The organism is Streptococcus sp. HMSC057G03 (assembly GCF_001808745.1).
GTDB lineage: Bacteria > Bacillota > Bacilli > Lactobacillales > Streptococcaceae > Streptococcus > Streptococcus parasanguinis_Z.
Genome location: NZ_KV794423.1, coordinates 100361 through 117530, shown reverse-complemented (window position 1 = coordinate 117530; position 17170 = coordinate 100361). Strand labels below are relative to the sequence as shown.

The 17170-nt window shown below is 44.5% G+C and carries 20 protein-coding genes; 13 read left to right on the top strand and 7 right to left on the bottom strand.

What is annotated here, in order from left to right:
* Positions 1 to 102 precede the first annotated feature (102 nt).
* From HMPREF2686_RS04660 to glnA, 3 genes are all read left to right on the top strand, one after another.
* On the top strand, positions 103 to 636 hold the full coding sequence (locus tag HMPREF2686_RS04660) for an FUSC family protein (protein WP_024055322.1): 534 nt from the start codon (positions 103 to 105) through the stop codon (positions 634 to 636).
* Between the two features lie 67 nt (positions 637 to 703).
* Positions 704 to 1063 (top strand): MerR family transcriptional regulator, encoded by a 360-nt coding sequence (locus HMPREF2686_RS04655; RefSeq protein WP_003008872.1) that lies wholly within the window; start codon positions 704 to 706, stop codon positions 1061 to 1063.
* Positions 1064 to 1102: 39 nt separating this feature from the next.
* Complete coding sequence (glnA, locus tag HMPREF2686_RS04650) at positions 1103 to 2449, top strand: type I glutamate--ammonia ligase (RefSeq protein ID WP_024056482.1); 1347 nt, start codon at positions 1103 to 1105, stop codon at positions 2447 to 2449.
* Positions 2450 to 2701: 252 nt separating this feature from the next.
* Here the strand turns inward: glnA and rnjA are convergent, their stop codons facing one another.
* The gene (gene rnjA, locus HMPREF2686_RS04645; RefSeq protein WP_003003107.1) at positions 2702 to 4384 is read right to left on the bottom strand and encodes a ribonuclease J1; all 1683 of its coding nucleotides are present in this window, start codon (positions 4382 to 4384) and stop codon (positions 2702 to 2704) included.
* 3 nt (positions 4385 to 4387) lie between these two features.
* The gene (locus HMPREF2686_RS04640) at positions 4388 to 4618 is read right to left on the bottom strand and encodes a DNA-directed RNA polymerase subunit epsilon (RefSeq protein ID WP_049483635.1); all 231 of its coding nucleotides are present in this window, start codon (positions 4616 to 4618) and stop codon (positions 4388 to 4390) included.
* 292 nt (positions 4619 to 4910) lie between these two features.
* On the opposite strand from HMPREF2686_RS04640, the gene tsaB reads away from it, so the two are divergent.
* The 6 genes from tsaB (at position 4911) to HMPREF2686_RS04610 (ending at position 8971) form a co-directional block, all read left to right on the top strand.
* Entirely contained in the window at positions 4911 to 5594 is a 684-nt protein-coding gene (gene tsaB / locus HMPREF2686_RS04635; protein WP_070449408.1) for a tRNA (adenosine(37)-N6)-threonylcarbamoyltransferase complex dimerization subunit type 1 TsaB, read from the top strand.
* A complete protein-coding gene (gene rimI / locus HMPREF2686_RS04630; protein WP_070449405.1) occupies positions 5591 to 6028 on the top strand; it encodes a ribosomal protein S18-alanine N-acetyltransferase in 438 nt (145 codons plus the stop codon). The genes tsaB and rimI overlap by 4 nt, the downstream gene beginning before the upstream one ends.
* Entirely contained in the window at positions 6018 to 7028 is a 1011-nt protein-coding gene (gene tsaD / locus HMPREF2686_RS04625) for a tRNA (adenosine(37)-N6)-threonylcarbamoyltransferase complex transferase subunit TsaD (protein ID WP_070449403.1), read from the top strand. The genes rimI and tsaD overlap by 11 nt, the downstream gene beginning before the upstream one ends.
* Positions 7029 to 7197: 169 nt before the next feature.
* Positions 7198 to 7893, top strand: a complete 696-nt coding sequence (locus tag HMPREF2686_RS04620) for an AzlC family ABC transporter permease (protein ID WP_070449401.1) — start codon at positions 7198 to 7200, stop codon at positions 7891 to 7893.
* Positions 7880 to 8206 carry an AzlD domain-containing protein gene (locus HMPREF2686_RS04615; protein ID WP_182448465.1) on the top strand — a complete coding sequence of 109 codons (327 nt, stop codon included), beginning with the start codon at positions 7880 to 7882 and terminating at the stop codon, positions 8204 to 8206. The genes HMPREF2686_RS04620 and HMPREF2686_RS04615 overlap by 14 nt, the downstream gene beginning before the upstream one ends.
* A 102-nt stretch (positions 8207 to 8308) precedes the next feature.
* Complete coding sequence (locus tag HMPREF2686_RS04610) at positions 8309 to 8971, top strand: hypothetical protein (protein ID WP_070449399.1); 663 nt, start codon at positions 8309 to 8311, stop codon at positions 8969 to 8971.
* 38 nt (positions 8972 to 9009) lie between these two features.
* Here HMPREF2686_RS04610 and HMPREF2686_RS04605 read toward each other — a convergent pair whose 3' ends face one another.
* From HMPREF2686_RS04605 to larA, 5 genes are all read right to left on the bottom strand, one after another.
* Positions 9010 to 10182: an aminoacetone oxidase gene (locus HMPREF2686_RS04605; RefSeq protein WP_070449397.1), complete on the bottom strand. Its 1173-nt coding sequence runs from the start codon at positions 10180 to 10182 to the stop codon at positions 9010 to 9012.
* A gap of 138 nt (positions 10183 to 10320) precedes the next feature.
* Positions 10321 to 11034 carry a D/L-lactic acid transporter LarD gene (gene larD, locus HMPREF2686_RS04600; RefSeq protein WP_024056458.1) on the bottom strand — a complete coding sequence of 238 codons (714 nt, stop codon included), beginning with the start codon at positions 11032 to 11034 and terminating at the stop codon, positions 10321 to 10323.
* A gap of 20 nt (positions 11035 to 11054) precedes the next feature.
* The gene (gene larC / locus HMPREF2686_RS04595) at positions 11055 to 12398 is read right to left on the bottom strand and encodes a nickel pincer cofactor biosynthesis protein LarC (protein ID WP_024056457.1); all 1344 of its coding nucleotides are present in this window, start codon (positions 12396 to 12398) and stop codon (positions 11055 to 11057) included.
* A complete protein-coding gene (gene larB, locus HMPREF2686_RS04590; protein ID WP_023919185.1) occupies positions 12398 to 13165 on the bottom strand; it encodes a nickel pincer cofactor biosynthesis protein LarB in 768 nt (255 codons plus the stop codon). The genes larC and larB overlap by 1 nt, the downstream gene beginning before the upstream one ends.
* 8 nt (positions 13166 to 13173) lie before the next feature.
* Positions 13174 to 14448, bottom strand: a complete 1275-nt coding sequence (gene larA, locus HMPREF2686_RS04585; protein WP_024056456.1) for a nickel-dependent lactate racemase — start codon at positions 14446 to 14448, stop codon at positions 13174 to 13176.
* Between the two features lie 161 nt (positions 14449 to 14609).
* Between larA and HMPREF2686_RS04580 the strand changes: the two genes are divergently transcribed.
* The 4 genes from HMPREF2686_RS04580 to HMPREF2686_RS04565 all read left to right on the top strand — a co-directional run bounded on the left by HMPREF2686_RS04580 (position 14610) and on the right by HMPREF2686_RS04565 (position 17115).
* Positions 14610 to 15275: a Crp/Fnr family transcriptional regulator gene (locus HMPREF2686_RS04580; RefSeq protein WP_024056455.1), complete on the top strand. Its 666-nt coding sequence runs from the start codon at positions 14610 to 14612 to the stop codon at positions 15273 to 15275.
* A gap of 1 nt (position 15276) precedes the next feature.
* Positions 15277 to 16125 carry an ATP-dependent sacrificial sulfur transferase LarE gene (larE, locus tag HMPREF2686_RS04575; protein ID WP_024056454.1) on the top strand — a complete coding sequence of 283 codons (849 nt, stop codon included), beginning with the start codon at positions 15277 to 15279 and terminating at the stop codon, positions 16123 to 16125.
* 3 nt (positions 16126 to 16128) lie between these two features.
* Entirely contained in the window at positions 16129 to 16653 is a 525-nt protein-coding gene (locus HMPREF2686_RS04570; RefSeq protein ID WP_023919178.1) for a DUF924 family protein, read from the top strand.
* Positions 16654 to 16815: 162 nt separating this feature from the next.
* A complete protein-coding gene (locus tag HMPREF2686_RS04565; protein ID WP_003005613.1) occupies positions 16816 to 17115 on the top strand; it encodes a YbaB/EbfC family nucleoid-associated protein in 300 nt (99 codons plus the stop codon).
* The last annotated feature ends 55 nt before the right edge of the window (positions 17116 to 17170 follow it).

Below are 17170 nucleotides of genomic sequence, written 5' to 3'. Positions count from 1 at the left end.
ATTACCGATTTCTGTCCCACTCTCTTTTTTTCTTTCTATTGATATCTGTTCTCTCCTTTCTGAAAATATGGTAGAATAATAGAAATAGAAAGATAGGTGACCATGGATTACTTTAAACGACACAAATTTGATTGGTCCAAATTCCGTTTGGGGATGAGAACCTTTAAAACAGGGATTGCCGTTTTTATTGTACTACTTATTTTTGGAATATTTGGCTGGCGAGGCCTTCAGATCGGGACCTTGACAGCTGTTTTTAGTTTGAGGGAAGACTTTGATAAGAGTGTCCACTTCGGGGCTTCGCGTGTCATGGGCAACAGTATCGGAGGTTTTTATGCTGTATTGTTCTTCCTTTTAAAAACGCTCTTTCATGGGGCGTATTGGGTGACTCTTATTTTTGTACCCATTGCGACCATGTTAACCATTATGACAAATGTCGCTATGAATAACAAAGCAGGAATTATCGGAGGAGTTTCGGCAATGCTGATCATTACCCTCTCGATTCCTAACGGAGAAACCTTCTTGTATGTTTTTGCCCGAATATTTGAGACCTTTATTGGCGTTTTCGTTGCGATTTTGGTCAATTCGGATGTGGATCGCATTCGCGATTTTCTCAAGAAATACAAAAAACCTATGTAAGATTATATAACATTTAATCTTGACATAGATTTTTTTTTCGATATAATAGAATAGAAAGAGGAATGGTATGAAGGAAAAGGAATTACGACGCTCGCTGGCAGTCTTTCCGATTGGCAGTGTTATGAAGCTGACCGACTTGACAGCTCGCCAGATTCGTTATTATGAAGATCAGGGATTGATTTCTCCCGATCGGACAGAAGGCAATCGCCGCATGTATTCGTTGGACGATATGGACCGCCTACTTGAGATCAAAGATTATATCTCAGATGGCTTCAATATTGCGGATATTAAGAAGAAATATGCGGAAAAAGAGCAAGAGCAAACCAAGGTTGTCAGTCAAGAAGAGATCCGTAAGGCTCTTCATCGTGACATTCTTCAGCAAAGTCGCTTCACATCTTCCCCATCGCCATATGGTCAATTTCGTTGATCATTTCATATGCTTGTAATCTATTTTAAGGAGACAAAAATGTCAATTACTGCTGCAGATATTCGCCGTGAAGTAAAAGAAAAAAATGTTACTTTTATTCGCTTGATGTTCTCTGATATTTTGGGAACCATGAAGAACGTCGAAATTCCAGCTACCGATGAGCAACTGGACAAGGTTCTTTCAAACAAAGCCATGTTTGATGGTTCTTCTATCGAAGGATTTGTCCGTATCAACGAGTCAGACATGTATCTTTACCCAGATTTGGATACATGGACAGTCTTCCCTTGGGGAGATGAAAATGGTAGCGTAGCTGGCTTGATCTGTGATGTCTATACGACAGAAGGGGAACCATTTGCAGGAGACCCACGTGGCAACTTGAAACGTGCCCTTCGTCATATGGAAAAACTTGGATTCAAATCCTTTAACCTTGGCCCAGAACCAGAATTCTTCCTCTTTAAGTTGGACGAAAATGGAGATCCAACTCTTGAAGTAAATGACAAAGGTGGCTATTTTGACTTGGCTCCAACAGACCTTGCAGATAACACTCGTCGTGAAATCGTAAATGTCTTGACCAAGATGGGCTTTGAAGTAGAAGCTAGCCACCACGAAGTAGCCGTTGGTCAGCATGAAATCGACTTTAAGTATGACGAAGTTCTCCGCGCTTGTGACAAGATCCAAATCTTTAAACTTGTCGTGAAGACCATCGCTCGTAAACACGGCTTGTATGCAACCTTTATGGCCAAACCAAAATTTGGAATTGCCGGATCAGGTATGCACTGTAATATGTCTCTCTTTGACCAAGATGGCAACAATGCCTTCTTTGATCCAGAAGATCCAAAGGGCATGCAATTGTCAGAAACAGCTTATCACTTCTTGGGTGGTTTGATCAAGCATGCATATAACTTTACAGCGGTGACAAACCCAACGGTTAACTCTTATAAGCGTTTGGTGCCAGGATATGAAGCACCCGTTTATATCGCTTGGGCAGGTCGCAACCGTTCCCCATTGGTACGTGTGCCAGCGTCACGTGGTATGGGAACTCGTTTAGAATTGCGTTCCGTAGACCCAATGGCTAATCCTTATGTAGCCTTGGCAGTCTTGCTTGAAGTTGGCCTTCACGGGATTGAAAATAAAATCGAAGCACCTGCTCCGATCGAAGAAAATATCTATGTGATGACACCGGAAGAACGTAGAGCAGCTGGAATCACAGATCTCCCTTCTACCCTTCACAATGCTTTGAAAGCCTTGACAGAAGACGAAGTGGTGAAAGTTGCTTTGGGTGAACATATTTATACCAGCTTCCTTGAAGCCAAACGAATCGAATGGGCAAGCTATGCGACCTTCGTATCCCAATGGGAAGTAGACAACTATTTAGATCTTTATTAAGAAACAAGAGTAAAGAGGCTAGGACACAAGTCCTAGCCTCTCAATTATTTTTGGCTTGTCGAGCAAGACGCAGTGGTTGAGTGGGCTCTACTACGCTAATTTCATCAGCTTTTACAGCCCTACACAACTGTGCGGAGGTGGGGCGACGAAATCGAATTCTAACGAATTACCGATTTCTGTCCCACTCTCTTTTTGATCCCCAAAAAGTCACCATAAAACCAGTTGAAACAGTGGTCTCAACTGGTTGTTTTGTTAATTTTCGTCATCTGGTGTGAGAATCATTGGGATAATGATAGGTTCACGTTCCGTGCTCTCGTATAAGAATGGGCGAAGGGCATTGACAATCGCACCATTGACAGTTTGGATATTGGCATCTTTGTTCTTCAAGGCGATACGAATAGCATTGAAGAGAATGCGTTGGCTTTCACGAATCAGATCTCCTGATTCACGCATGTAGATAAAACCACGGCTCAAGATGTCTGGTCCAGCCAGGATCATCTTCGATTTGAAGTCAACAGTCGCAACAGCAAGCACGACACCGTCTTCGGAAAGGTCTCTCCGGTCACGAAGGACAGCAGCCCCGATTTCACCGATGCGGTTTCCATCGACATAGATATCTTGAGCATTGAAGCTTCCTGCGATCCGAGCAGAGTTGGCTGTTAGAGCGAGGACATCACCATTACTCATGATGAAGATATTGTCTTTTTCCACTCCGCAATCACGCGCAAGTCCTGCGTGGATCTTCTGCATCCGGTATTCACCATGGACAGGCATGAAGTATTTTGGTTTGATCAAGCGGAGCATGAGTTTTTGTTCTTGTTGCCCCCCGTGTCCAGAGGTATGGATGTTGTTGATCTTCCCGTGAATGACCTCTACACCCGCTTCAGAAATCGTATTGATCAATTTATTCACACTGGTTGTATTTCCAGGAATTGGACTAGAAGAGAAGATCACGGTATCTCCTGGTTGGAGTTGCACTTGGCGGTGTGTTCCGTTGGCAATCCGAGAGAGGGCTGCCATTGGCTCTCCTTGGCTTCCTGTACACATGATCAGGATTTCATTGGCTGCATAGTCTTTGATCTCATTTGGCTCGATAATGGTTCCAGCAGGGACCTTGATGTAGCCAAGCTCGATTCCATTGACGATGGCTTTTTCCATCGAGCGTCCAAAGACGACGATCTTACGACCGGTCTTAACAGCGGCCTCAGCTGCTTGTTGGAGACGGAAGATATTCGAAGCAAAGGAAGCAAAGATGATGCGTCCGTGGATCCCTTCGATGATCTTCATGATGGATTGACCAACCACTTTTTCAGAGTTGGTAAAGGTTGGGATTTCCGCGTTGGTTGAGTCTGAAAGCAGACAGAGAACGCCTTCTTCTCCAAGGGCTGCCATGCGATGGAGGTCAGCTGGTTCACCAACAGGTGTAAAGTCAAACTTGAAGTCTCCGGTACAGACAATCTTTCCTTGAGGGGTGTGAATCACAATTCCCAAAGGTTCTGGAATCGAGTGAGTCGTACGGAAGAAGGTTGCTTTAAGATTTTTAAATTGAAGCTCAGTGTTTTGGTTGATTTCGTAGAGTTTGGCATCACGAAGAAGGCCGTGCTCTTCTAACTTTCCACGGATCAAGGCAAGTGCCAAAGGTCCAGCGTAGATAGGGACATTGGCTTGCTTCAAAAGGAAAGGAATCCCACCGATGTGGTCTTCGTGCCCGTGGGTAATGAGGACCGCCTTGACGCGATCGATATTGTCAACGATATAAGAGTAATCTGGGATGACATAGTCGATCCCAAGGAGGTCATCTTCTGGAAATTTGATCCCAGCATCGACAATGATGATTTCATCTTGGTATTCGATCCCGTAGGTATTTTTTCCGATTTCTCCAAGTCCACCAATGGCAAATACACCAACTTCTTCAGGTTTTAAGGTATAAGCCATGGATTAGTACTCCGTTAGTTCAAAAACACCTGACTCTTTCTCGTAAGCAAGGTGTTGCTCAGAAAGTGGTGTGATAAATTCAATGTTGAAATCTGTGTTTGCTTCAACCAATTGACGAGCTTGGATGCGTCCTTCGCGTTCATTCGGTGCATCAATATCGAGATAAAGTGCATGCGTGGTTTCACGACGAGGGTTGCGGTCTTTTGTTTCCTGATAAAAAACTTTGTAAATCATGAAGTAATTTTCCTTTCATTATTTCGGTCTATTTGTTAGCTACGAAGGAGTGCAATCACTAGAGTTTCCTACTCGCAACTAGTGGACCTGATTCGATACAATTAATTATCATTATATCATAAATTCGCCTGTAAGTAAAAGATAGACTGGAAAAGTCTGAGAGGCAAAGACCTATAATAGAGAAGCTTTTGAGCGGTTTTGGATAGGAAAATCCTGCGCTCTAGAGGAGAGTTTCGCTGGGATTTGAAGGGAATTTGTAGTATAATATAATCCAGTTCAAGAGGAGTAGGAAATGAAATTATTAGCATTTGATACCTCGAGTAAGGCTCTTTCTGTAGCGATTTTAGAAGATGAGGCTCTACTTGCAGAAACAACATTAACTATTAAAAAAAATCATAGTATCACCTTGATGCCGGTCATCGATTTTTTGATGCAACAAATCGACTTGACACCCAAGGACTTGGACCGCATCGTGGTGGCAGAAGGTCCTGGGAGCTACACTGGGTTGCGCATTGCAGTCGCAACCGCAAAGACCTTGGCTCATACCTTAGGGATTGAATTGGTCGGGGTTTCGAGCCTCTTAGCCTTAGTGCCAGATGATCTAGAAGGTTTGGTAGTTCCTGTCATGGATGCCCGTCGGAACAACGTTTATGCAGGTTTTTACCAAGATGATCAACTGGTCGCACCAGAAGGACATTTTCCATTTGAGGAAGTCCTAGAGCGTGCAGCGACAAGTGAGCAGGTCACCTTTGTCGGAGAGGTCACGGCCTTTAAGGAACAGATTGCCTCTAGCCTGCCAAGGGCTGCTTACTATGAAACCTTGCCAGATGCAGTGAAAATCGGACGTCTCGGTCTCAAACAAGCGCCTGCTAGCCTCCATGATTTTGTCCCTCATTATCTGAAACGGGTCGAAGCGGAGGAAAATTGGCTCAAAGACCACACGGAAACAACGACCTCTTACATCAAGCGCCTATGATGAAAGGAACAATCAGGAAAGGGAGCAGCCGGGATGCGGCCGCTATTCTCGCTGTCATGGAAGATGTCTATGAAGCTAGTCCCTGGAAGTTGGAGCAGATTGAAGCTGATTTAGAGCAGGAATCGATTTTCTATTTCCTAGCTGTGGATGAAGAACAAGTCCTTGGGTTTGTCGCCATTCAAGAGACTCTCTATGAAGCAGAGGTCCTACAGATTGCGGTCAAGCGCGCCTTTCAAGGCCAAGGCCTAGCTCAGCAGTTACTCGCGCAGTTGCCGGACCAAAAAGAAATTTTCATAGAAGTGCGTGTGTCCAATCAACCGGCCCAAGGCCTATACAAAAAAATGCATTTTGAAGAAATTGCACGGAGGAAAAACTACTATCACGATCCCATAGAGGATGCTGTGATCATGAAGAGGAACCCGAATGAAAGATAGATATATTTTGGCTTTTGAGACATCTTGCGATGAGACCAGTGTGGCTGTCTTGAAAAATGACGACCAACTCTTGTCCAATGTCATTGCCAGTCAAATCGAAAGTCACAAGCGTTTTGGAGGGGTGGTGCCTGAGGTAGCCTCTCGTCACCATGTGGAAGTCATCACCGCTTGTATTGAAGAAGCCCTGGAAGAAGCTGGCATCACAGAAGCCGATGTCACAGCTGTGGCTGTCACCTACGGTCCAGGCCTGGTTGGGGCTCTCTTGGTCGGCCTAGCAGCGGCCAAGGCTTTTGCCTGGGCACATGGACTCCCTTTGATTCCTGTCAATCATATGGCGGGTCACTTGATGGCCGCTCAAAGCGTCGAGCCCTTAGAATTTCCACTTTTGGCCTTGCTGGTGAGTGGAGGACATACAGAACTAGTCTACGTCAGTGAAGCGGGTGATTATAAGATCGTTGGAGAGACCCGTGATGATGCTGTCGGAGAGGCTTATGACAAGGTCGGTCGCGTGATGGGTTTGACCTATCCAGCAGGACGTGAGATTGATCAGCTGGCCCACCAAGGGGCTGATATCTACGATTTCCCTCGGGCCATGATCAAGGAAGACAATCTGGAATTCTCTTTTTCAGGGCTCAAATCAGCCTTTATCAATCTGCACCATAATGCGCAGCAAAAAGGAGAAAGCCTCTCCAATGCAGACTTGTCTGCAAGTTTTCAGGCAGCTGTACTAGACATTCTCATAGCCAAGACTAAGAAGGCTTTGGAGAAATATCCAGTCAAAACCCTAGTCGTTGCTGGTGGGGTCGCAGCTAACCAAGGTCTCCGTGAACGCTTGGCTTCTGACATCACAGATGTCAAGGTCATCATTCCGCCTCTGCGTCTCTGCGGGGACAATGCAGGCATGATCGCCTATGCCAGCGTCAGCGAATGGAACAAAGAAAACTTCGCAGGTTGGGACCTCAATGCCAAACCAAGCCTAGCCTTTGAAGGAATCGAATAAGAAAAAGGAGCCAATTGGATGTGCAAGGTCCAATGGCTTTTTTGCTGGGATCTCACCAACTAGTAGCGGATTTGCGAAGGGATTATAAAGCTTTCTCTCTCATTGGTCCTTTTTCAACCTTTTTTCTTGTGTTATAATAGAAGTCAATGATTCAGAAAGGAGTGAGAGAGTGGAAAAAGATTTTTGGCAGGGGGTGAGGGACGCGCTACCGACGGCTTTGAGCTATATCAGTATTGGCCTGGCTTGTGGTGTGGTGGCGTCTCCCTATCTTTCTCCTTTGGAGATGGCCTTGATGAGTGTATTGGTCTATGCTGGGGCGGCCCAGTTTGCGATGATCTCTCTGATTGCGGCTCATTCTTCGATATTGAATATGGCTTTGACGGTGTGTTTGATCAATCTCCGTAATATGTTGATGAGTCTGCATACCTCGTCTGACTTTAAGGATGCTAGTCTCGCTCATACCATTGGGATTGGAAGCCTCCTGACCGATGAGAGTTATGGGGTCTACTTGAGTGAGAAGTTAAAGACGGATACCATTACAGTTCCTTGGATGCATGGGAACAATCTAGTAGGCTATGTGGCCTGGATCAGTGCGACGGTTATCGGAACAGCTCTAGGATCTCTCCTACCTGATCCAAAGGCTTTTGGGCTTGATTTTGCTTTGGTGGCTATGTTTATTGGGATTTTTGCAGCCCAGTTTCAAGGAATGCAACTGACAGAAAAGATCAAGACTATGCTCACGGTGCTGTTAGCAGTAGCAGTGAGTTTCTTTCTCTTACTCTTTTTTGTTTCGCAACCGCTAGCTGTGCTAGCTGCGACCTTGATCGGCTGTTTTGTGGGGGTGGTCTGTGATGCGCATGAATAATTATATCTTCATGGCCATTCTGGCTTCAGCCCTCGTTACCTGGATTCCTCGGATCTTGCCCTTCCTATTAGTCAAATACAAGGGACTGCCGGCTCCTGTAACTCGCTTTCTCAAATACCTGCCTATTTCCATTATCTTTGCCTTGGTTTTATCAAGCTTAGTAGATGGGAAAATTGGAAGCCTCCCGCAGTTTCACTGGTTGGACCTAGTAGTGACCATTCCCAGTCTCTTTGTAGCCTTTCGTTACAAAAACCTTATGGGAACCGTTTTGTTTGGAATTGTCTTGATCGCCTTATTACGATTGGTATTTTAAATGGAAAAATATGTTACAAAAAAATTACAATTGTTACAAAAAAACTTGATTTTTGTAATAATCGGAGTATAATGGGAGTCAGAAAGATAAAGAGGTGATCGTATGAAAAAATCAATCTTCCGTTGGAGTGCCGCTGTTCTGGTGGCTGCTTCACTTGGTCTAGCTCTCGGTGGTTGTGGTGCAAAGGATAAAAAGACAGATTCCTCATCCGCAAAAGCATCTACCAGCAAGGTAGAGAAAAAAGCCAAAAGTAATAGCAAAAAGAGTGCAGCATCTTCCTCTCAGGCAAACGATACAGCTAGCTCTTCGACTCAAGCAAGTAGCGCGACAGCTTCAAAAGACTCTGGTAAGACCGAGAATGCGTCTACTACGACGCAAGCTACTGTCCCTGCAGAATTGGTGGGAACTTGGGTAGGATCTAGCCCACAAGCGGATTCGATTAAAATGACAGTGGATGCCAATGGAGATGTGACAACAGTGGTTAGCTTCAAAAATGATAGCGAACCAACTCGGACAGCTACCTATACAGCAAGAGCAGTAAAAGCAACAGGCAATATCTACTATTGGGAGTCAGAAGGATTGGATGGAGCTGATGCCTTGCTTCCTGGGATCACAGGGCTAGGTGTAGCCAACTTCCGACTGGAGCCAGGTTTTGTCTTAGAAGAAGGACACTATACCCCGATTGTTTTCACAGCGCCTGTCAATACAGAATTTGACTACACCAAATACAATGATTTCCGTTTTTCATTAACCAAAGAACAATAAAAAGACGAACTCGATGGAAAATCGAGTTCGTTTTTTTTTTAATAATGAGGGCTCCCTGCTACCCAACCGGTGCAGAGGGCAGCTGTAATATTAAAACCGCCTGTATGGGCATTGATATCGAGGACTTCTCCTGCAAAGTGGAGTCCAGGAACGAGCTTACTTTCTAGGGTTTTAGGATTGATTTCTTTAAGGCTGACACCACCCTTGGTCACAAAGGACTTAGCTAGTGACATCTTCCCAGTGACGGGGATAGGTAGCTCTTTGATCTTTTGAATGAGCTCTTCTGTTTGAGGAGGAGTGAGTTGCTTGGCTTTTTCAGGGAATCCTTGCGCCAAGAAATCAGCTAATCGTTCAGGAAGAAGGGCTTTGAGGCTATTTTTAATCGCCTTTTCTCGATGCTCTTTTAGAAAGTCTTTTAACTCTTGAGAAGAGGTAGTCGGAAGGAGGTCCAGAGATAAGATTTCGCCGCCTTTAACAAAGCTGGACATCCGAAGGGCTGCAGGGCCAGAAAGTCCAAAATGGGTAAAGAGAAGGTCGTGTGTGATGATGTGTTTGCCGTAGCTGAGGGTCACATCTGTCAGAGAGATGCCTTGGAGGGCCTTGTGTGGGAAATCTGTCAAAAGAGGGCTTTCTGCCGCTTCTAGATCCGTAATGTTATGTTTGAAGTGACGGGCAATTTCGTGTCCGTAGCCAGTAGAGCCGGTAGAAGGGTAGGATTTGCCTCCAGTCGTAACGATCAGCTTATCAGCTGTCCAAGTGTTTTCAGCTGATTTGACGATGAAGACGTCTTCTGGCTTGGTGACAGAGACCACTTCACAGTTGGTGGCAATGCTAGCACTAAGCTCAAGAATCTTATTTTCTAAGGCTTGAATAATGGTGCGAGATTGATCACTAACAGGAAAGACCCGGCCATGGTCTTCGACTTTTAACTTGACGCCATTATCGGTAAAAAATTGGATGATATCATGATTATCAAATTGGGAAAACACACTGTAAAGGAAACGGCCATTTCCAGGGATACCGGCCATCAAATCGTCTAAGGTCCCGTTGTTTGTGACATTACAGCGCCCCCCTCCGGTACCTGCAAGTTTCTTACCCAGCTTTTTATTTTTTTCGATCAGTAGCGTAGGTTGGCCATAAGAGGCGCTGGCAATGGTCGCCATCATACCTGCTGGGCCACCGCCGATGACAATGGTGTGAAAATGAGTCATGTCGTTCTTCCTTCTTTTGTTTCTTTCATGATTTGCTTTGTCCATTATATCATTTTATGGACGGCTTCGGAAAACGAAGGAATCAAAAAAACAAGCACCCTTCGATGCTTGCTTTTGAATGATTCTTCGATCAACTCATTACATGATTCCAAGGAAGTAACGGATGAAGAAGAAGGCAAGGACAGCACCAACAAATGGAGCAGTACCTGGTACAAGAAGACCATATTGCCAGTCGTTGTTTACTTTATCTTTGATTGGCAAGATTTGGTAAGCGAAACGAGGTCCAAGGTCACGCGCTTGGTTCATCGCGAAACCTGTAGTACCACCAAGACCCATACCGATAGCCCAAACGATCAAACCAACAGTGAATGGAAGCATTGCTTCGTTGGCATGTTCAGCAGCCATGATAGATGTCAAGAAGATAAATGTTGCGAACGCTTCGACGAAGTAGTTACGTGGAAGGTTACGGCAGTTAGGGTTAGTTGAGAAGATGTTACGGATAGCAACACCATCAATTTGACCTTCAGAAATCTTGAAGTGGTCAGCATACATAAAGTAAGCAATCAAAGCTCCAAGGAAGGCACCGATCATTTCAGCGATTGCAATTGGGAAGAATTGAGCGATTGTCAATTTACCAAGAAGGACTTTAAGCAAAGCCATAGCAGGGTTCATTGAAACGCCACCAAAGACGAACAAGCAGACAGTGATACCGAATGCCCATGTAGTGATCGCGAATAAGTGTCCAGTTCCAGCATATTTTGTTTTCTTCAAAACGTCGTCACAGTGTACGCCAACCCCGAAGATAATCATCAAAGCTGTACTCATAACTTCTGCAAGTAATTGATGTGTCATGTTAATAAATGTCTCCTAAATTAATAAATATATTTTTGTAATTGGTGATAAACTTCTTGAATCGGCAACTGCATCTCCTTAGCAATACGCTGACAGTCTTCGTATTCAAGAGTCTTCTTAGTGATGGATCCGTACTGATTGATTTTAACCGTAACGGTACCAAATTCTGTATCGATTTGTTCAAATCGACGTTGCATGACCTTTCGGTCGACTTGTTGGTATCGAAAACCAATGGTACTGGTTTCTTTGAACAAGAGGGCTGAAAAATCTTCCAACTGACTTCCTTGAATCAAGAGAATCAATTCAAAGCCAGGGCGATTCTTTTTCATAACGACGCTACGATAGTAGACATCTAAAGCTCCAGCGTCCAGGAAACGGTGGATAATATAACCGAGTTGCTCTGGTGTTTGATCATCGATCGTAGTGGTGATCTCAATAATTTGATCTTCCGTGCGATGAACAACAGTGGTGCTGTGAGAGGTGTCTTCTTTCAATAGCGAACCGCGTAAAGCATTGAATTTTCCAGTCTCTCTTTTACCAAATCCATAGCCCACACTTTCGATGGAAAGGTGAGAGGGGATTGGTTCAAAGATTGGGGACAATGCTTTAAGGAGGGCTAACCCTGTCGGAGTAATCAACTCCGTTTTAACTGTGAAGTCTTGAGTAATCGGAATAGTCGTTCCTTTTCTCAACTGCATCACAGCGGGAACCGGAACAGGCATTTCTCCATGGGCAACTGAAATAGTCCCACTTCCCTCAGTGAGAGGAGTAGAGTAAACCGTATCGATACCGAGCGATTCCACTAGGATGAAAAAGCTAACGATATCGACGATGGAGTCAATTGCACCAATTTCATGGAAATGAATCTGTTCGACAGGCATGTTATGCACAGCTGCTTCGGCCTTTGCGATATCAAGAAAGACTTCAAGACTTTTTTGTTTCACAAAAGGACTCAACTGTGAAGCGGCAATCAGATCGTGGATATCCGCATAACTGCGAGCATCCGCGTGGGAATGGTGATGATGGTGTTCATGATCGTGATGGTGTTCGTGATCATGATGGTGTTCATGATCGTGATGATGCTCGTGATCATGATGATGTTCATGATCGTGATGATGAGCATGATCGTGATCAAAATCACCTTCAATCCCCGTATCTTTCTCCCCGTGGTGAAGGTGAACATCGAAATCAGTTCCCCAAATTGCGCTTTTTGCGACGCGATGAACGTGGAGGTGGAAACCGTCCACTCCCAGTTTCTCGAGTTCTGTGTGAAGAAGCTCGACATCTGCCCCAAGGTCCACAAGAAGACCATTGAGCATATCGCCACTTATTCCAGAAAAAGGTTCTAAAAATAGACTGGTCATCAGTTTTCCTTTCGATTGTGGTTGAGTCGATTGATCATACATGCTGAATAAGCTGCACCAAATCCGTTATCAATGTTGACGACCGTTACGCCAGAAGCGCAAGAGGTCAACATACTCATCAAGGTTGTTAGCCCTTGAAGGTTGCTTCCGTATCCAATGCTGGTCGGAACGGCAATAACGGGGACATCCACAAGGCCTCCTACGACACTGACAAGAGCTCCTTCCATACCGGCAATCACGATGATCACACTGGCTTTTTGGATCTCTTCTAAGCGATTGAAGAGGCGATGGATGCCGGCGACTCCCACATCATAGATTCGGCGAACCGAATGGCCAAAGGTTTCTGCAGTGACTGCAGCTTCTTCTGCAACAGGAACATCACTTGTCCCTGCTGTGACGACCGCAATGTAGTGTTCAGGATCGGCTTCTTCCTTTTTAGAGTTGAGAACGAAGCAGCGAGCTTCTGGATAATAGTGGCCAGTCGGAAAGCGTTGAGAAAGAGCCTCTCCCTTTTGGAGAGAGACTCTTGTTGTGAGGATCGGCAATTCTTTCTGTGAAAGAAATTGCAGGATTCCTTCAATTTGCTCAACTGTCTTTCCTTCGCCGTATACGACCTCAGGGAAGCCGTTGCGACGTTGCCGGTCAGTATCAATTGCTGCATACCCTAGTTCTTTAACCCCGTTGATTTGCTCCAGCGCATCCTCAACGGAGAGATGGCCCGCTTGCAAAGAACGGAGTGTTTGTTCTAGATTGGGTTGAAAATCCATGTTTGATTCTATTCAACAACGACAGAAAGTCCGTCGCGGATAACTGCTACTTTAGCATCTTTTCCTTCACGAGCAAAGGCTTTTTCAAGCGCTTCGTCAAATGAAGTTGCAAGTTCCATATGCATACCTGTGATCAATTCAGGATCTACAAGGTCAGATACAAAGATAACATGGTGGTGTACCAAAATACGTGCCAAGATCTGAGAAGTCCATTGGTCTGGGACAGTCTCTAAACGAGGTGTATTGATGGCTTGTTCCAAGAATTCTTTTGGATCTTCTACGTCAGCAAGGTTGCGATAGAAACCTTCTCCACCGTGACCGTCTGCACACCCAGCTACCATGATGATTGTTCCGCCTTCTTTGTTAGAAGCTTCGGCTGCAGTCATCCCTTTAACAGCTTGGTAGATGTTTTGGTCAAGTGGGAAACCACCGTTTGTTGAAATTGTGATGTCGCTTTCGATCTTAGACACATGTGCCAAGTCTGCAACGAATTCACAACCAACTTTGTGGGCTTCAACCATGTCCCCAGCGAAAGATCCGATGATGTGTTTTTCGCCGTCCAATACAACGTTGACGATGAAGGCCAAGTTTGCAGTACGAGCAGCGTAAAGCATATCTTCGTGGATTGGGTTGTGGTCAAGGTTACCAGTACGTGCCTTATCAGAATTGATGAAGTCACCTGAGTGGTTCGCCATGATAGTTTTGTATGATGCGATACCTGGAAGGACTGATTTACGTCCACCTGAGAATCCAGCAAAGAAGTGAGATTCGATGAATCCTTCTGCTAGCAACAAGTCAGCTTCAGCAGCGATCTTGTTAATGATACAATCACCACCTGAAGGAAGTTGACCGATTTTCACCATGTCATCGTCGTTTGTTGAAATGTGCATAACGATTTCTTCATTGTCAACGATTTCTTGGCCGTATTTGTTGATCAATTCTTCACGAGTTGAAGGACGGTGGAAACCAGTAGCAACCAAGATACGCACACGTGCATCAGGGTTAACTGAGCGAATACGACGCAAAATGATTGGAGTGATGATGTGAGAAGGAACGGGACGAGTGTGGTCAGAACTGATCAACACGATGTCTTTTTTGCCTTTAGCAAGTTCTTCCAAAGTAGGGCTGCCGATAGGGTTGTCCATTGAACGTTCAACAGTTTCTTCTTCAGACAGTGGGTTATGGAAGTTTTCCGCCTTAGACTCTAACAATCCTGCAAAGTTTTCATCTGGAATCTTTGCAACAATCGATTTTTTGTCGTACGGTAATTTAATTTCTACCATTATTTGCGATCTCCTTTATTAATACTGATACTTATAGTATAATTCTTTTTAAAAAGAGGTGTGCACCAATTGATGTCAACAAATGTTAACGTCGTTCGTTTTGAACAGGTGTATCATTAGTGTGACTTCTATGAAGAGCCAAAACAGGAGGAAAAACGCGCGTGGATTCAGCATTTTTAGTGAAATTCTTGGAAGATAGGCGAACGCCCATTATCAAGAAAAAATACCACAGCTACCTCTCTTATCGCGGGATTAAAGAGGACTATATCTATATTTTAAAAGAAGGGGTCGTAAAGACCAGTGTCATCATGCGTGATGGTCGTGAATTTAACTTTTCCTATTTAAAAGCGACCGATATTGTCTCCTTGTTACGGGATGAGGTATCGAATTATACAGACTCGCCTTTTAACGTGCGCGTCGAGACAGCAGAGGCAAGCTTTTACCGGATTCCCCGAGTTAAGTTTTGGACCTTTGTCAAAGAGAAAAAGGAACTGCAAGACTACGTACGGGATTATTATCGCAATAAACTGTCTGAAAGTATGGAATCCCAGCAGTACATGATGATGAATGGGAAAAAAGGCGCGGTTTGTTTCCACCTACAAAAGCTGTGCAGCTTGTTTGGGGTAGAGCAGGATGATGGTGTCTTGATTGATTTCAATATTACCAACGAAGATATTGCTGGTTTTTGTGGGATCTCAACCCGAAACAGTGTCAATCGCATTCTGAACGAATTAAAACGGGAGGGCGTTTTAGACATTCGACAGCAAAAGATCGTTATTTTGGATACAGAAAGCATCGAAGAATTAATTGGAAGGGAAACATTCTAACATGGCAACAGAAGCACAAATCAGAAAAGAAAAAGAAGAAAAATTACAAGAAATTTTGCGGGAAATCGGTAAAGTGGCCATTACCTATTCTGGTGGGATTGATAGTTCCTATCTCTTAAAGGTTGCTTTGGATACCTTAGGGCCTGACAATGTGATTGCAGCAGTGGTGAATTCAGAACTCTTCTCAGATGAGGAATTTAATTTAGCACTTGATTTGGCGGATCAGTTGGGTGCCCCTATACTGGGACTTGAGATGAGAGAATTGAGTGATCCGCGGATTGCTGCCAACACTCCTAATATTTGGTATTACACCAAGCAATTGATGTACCAAACCATTAAGGATTCTGTCACAGAATTAGGATTTGAGCAGTTGGTGGACGGCATGATCATGGATGATATAGACGACTTCCGCCCAGGCATCAAGGCCCGTAATGAAGCGGGAGTCCGCAGTGTCTTGCAAGAAGCAGGTCTCTATAAGACAGAAATTCGTCAATTGGCCAAGGAAAGAGGCGTCTCCAATTGGAATAAGGTGCCTTCTTGTAGTGTAGCCTCCCGTTTCCCATATGGGGTGAAAATCACTTTGGAAAATGTCCAACGAGTCTTTGAGGGGGAAGAGTTCCTTGTAGGACTTGGTTTTGAGCAAGCCCGTGTGCGCGTGCATGGCGACTTGGCCCGTATCGAAGTAGCAGAAGACCATCTTCTTGAAGCGATCCAAATGCATGACAAGATCAATGACTTCATGAAGAAAATTGGCTTTACCTATGTAGCCTTGGATTTAGCTGGATATAAGTACGGCCGGATGAATGATGCATTGGATGAAAAAACAAAAGAAAAAATTATGGCAGGTTAAGCAATGAAGGAAGTGATAAGGTTCTGGTTCGAAGAGTTGAAGCCAGAGGATTGGTTCAAAAAATCAGAAGCACTGGATCAAGAAATGCGGGAGCGCTTTGAGGAACTTTATTGGAAGGCCAGTCGTGGGGAATTGTTTCACTGGCGGGCTACGGCAGAAGGGCGTTTAGCAGAGATTTTGCTCTTGGACCAAATTCCTCGCAATATTTTTCGAGGGACTGCCCAAGCTTTTGCGACAGATTCCCTGGCCTTGGTCTTGGCCCAAGAAGGCTTAGAGCAAGCCTTGGATCTACCAGTTGTACAAAGAGGATTTTTCTACATGCCTTTTATGCATTCGGAATCTTTAACCATTCATGAAGAAGCTCTGCGCCTATTTGATCAACCGGGCTTAGAAAAGCGTTTGAAGTATGAGAAGATGCACATGGACATTCTTCAACAATTTGGGCGTTATCCACATCGGAATGCCATCTTAGGACGGCCTTCGACCAAGGAAGAAGAGGAGTATTTGAAAGAACATTCTGGCTTTTAAGGGAAGATGAGGCCCACAGATTTCAAAACTCTTTTCTCTCTTCATGAAATTGCCTGAAACAGCAGGCATGATGTCAGAGTTCCCTCACCTAGGCTTTTCCAAGCGTCTAAAAAATGGTATAATGAACTGTAAATTTCAGAAGTTGGAAGGAATGTAATTGCTATGATGAATATGCAAAATATGATGAAGCAAGCTCAAAAATTGCAAAAGCAAATGGAGCAAAGCCAAGCAGAATTAGCCGCAACTCAATTTGTAGGGAAATCTGCTCAAGACTTGGTTGTTGCAACTCTTACAGGTGATAAGAAGGTTGTTTCCATCGATTTCAACGCCGCAGTGGTCGACCCAGAAGATACAGAAACTCTTTCTGATATGACGGTTCAAGCCATCAATGCTGCCATTGAAGAAATTGATGCGGCAACCAAGAAAAAACTCGGTGCTTTCGCAGGGAAATTACCATTTTAAGCTAAGGAAGTTTTCATTAACTCAAAAGAGGCTGGGACAAAAGTCCTAGCCTCTT

Excerpts from the sequence above, each read along its gene's own strand:
- HMPREF2686_RS04660 (WP_024055322.1), top strand. The coding sequence starts at position 103 with ATGGATTACTTTAAACGACACAAATTTGATTGGTCCAAATTCCGTTTG.
- HMPREF2686_RS04655 (WP_003008872.1), top strand. The coding sequence starts at position 704 with ATGAAGGAAAAGGAATTACGACGCTCGCTGGCAGTCTTTCCGATTGGC.
- glnA (WP_024056482.1), top strand. The coding sequence starts at position 1,103 with ATGTCAATTACTGCTGCAGATATTCGCCGTGAAGTAAAAGAAAAAAAT.
- rnjA (WP_003003107.1), bottom strand. The coding sequence starts at position 4,384 with ATGGCTTATACCTTAAAACCTGAAGAAGTTGGTGTATTTGCCATTGGT.
- HMPREF2686_RS04640 (WP_049483635.1), bottom strand. The coding sequence starts at position 4,618 with ATGATTTACAAAGTTTTTTATCAGGAAACAAAAGACCGCAACCCTCGT.
- tsaB (WP_070449408.1), top strand. The coding sequence starts at position 4,911 with ATGAAATTATTAGCATTTGATACCTCGAGTAAGGCTCTTTCTGTAGCG.
- rimI (WP_070449405.1), top strand. The coding sequence starts at position 5,591 with ATGATGAAAGGAACAATCAGGAAAGGGAGCAGCCGGGATGCGGCCGCT.
- tsaD (WP_070449403.1), top strand. The coding sequence starts at position 6,018 with ATGAAAGATAGATATATTTTGGCTTTTGAGACATCTTGCGATGAGACC.
- HMPREF2686_RS04615 (WP_182448465.1), top strand. The coding sequence starts at position 7,880 with ATGCGCATGAATAATTATATCTTCATGGCCATTCTGGCTTCAGCCCTC.
- HMPREF2686_RS04610 (WP_070449399.1), top strand. The coding sequence starts at position 8,309 with ATGAAAAAATCAATCTTCCGTTGGAGTGCCGCTGTTCTGGTGGCTGCT.
- HMPREF2686_RS04605 (WP_070449397.1), bottom strand. The coding sequence starts at position 10,182 with ATGACTCATTTTCACACCATTGTCATCGGCGGTGGCCCAGCAGGTATG.
- larD (WP_024056458.1), bottom strand. The coding sequence starts at position 11,034 with ATGACACATCAATTACTTGCAGAAGTTATGAGTACAGCTTTGATGATT.
- larC (WP_024056457.1), bottom strand. The coding sequence starts at position 12,398 with ATGACCAGTCTATTTTTAGAACCTTTTTCTGGAATAAGTGGCGATATG.
- larB (WP_023919185.1), bottom strand. The coding sequence starts at position 13,165 with ATGGATTTTCAACCCAATCTAGAACAAACACTCCGTTCTTTGCAAGCG.
- larA (WP_024056456.1), bottom strand. The coding sequence starts at position 14,448 with ATGGTAGAAATTAAATTACCGTACGACAAAAAATCGATTGTTGCAAAG.
- larE (WP_024056454.1), top strand. The coding sequence starts at position 15,277 with ATGGCAACAGAAGCACAAATCAGAAAAGAAAAAGAAGAAAAATTACAA.
- HMPREF2686_RS04570 (WP_023919178.1), top strand. The coding sequence starts at position 16,129 with ATGAAGGAAGTGATAAGGTTCTGGTTCGAAGAGTTGAAGCCAGAGGAT.
- HMPREF2686_RS04565 (WP_003005613.1), top strand. The coding sequence starts at position 16,816 with ATGATGAATATGCAAAATATGATGAAGCAAGCTCAAAAATTGCAAAAG.